At 52.9% G+C, this 280-nt stretch carries 1 pseudogene; it reads left to right on the forward strand.

The window, feature by feature from the left end:
• Positions 1-280, forward strand: a pseudogene (locus tag B0E34_RS22615) (iron-containing alcohol dehydrogenase); the annotation flags it as partial.

Below are 280 nucleotides of genomic sequence, written 5' to 3' on the forward strand. Positions count from 1 at the left end.
CTGCCAAGAGCATACAAAAACGGCAGCGACGAGCTGGCCCGCGAAAAAGTGCATAATGCATCAACGATTGCCGGAATGGCATTTTCCAATGCCTTCCTCGGCATCAACCACAGCTTAGCCCATAAGCTTGGCGCCGAGTTTCAGATCGCTCATGGACGGGCAAACGCCATCCTTCTGCCGCACGTGATCCGCTATAATGCAGCGAAGCCGAAAAAGTTCACGGCATTTCCTAAATACAGCCATTTCATAGCCGACCAGCGCTACGCGGAGATTGCCAGAA

Origin of the sequence: Chryseobacterium mucoviscidosis (assembly GCF_002177115.1) — a bacterium.
In the GTDB taxonomy this organism is placed as follows: domain Bacteria; phylum Bacteroidota; class Bacteroidia; order Flavobacteriales; family Weeksellaceae; genus Chryseobacterium; species Chryseobacterium mucoviscidosis.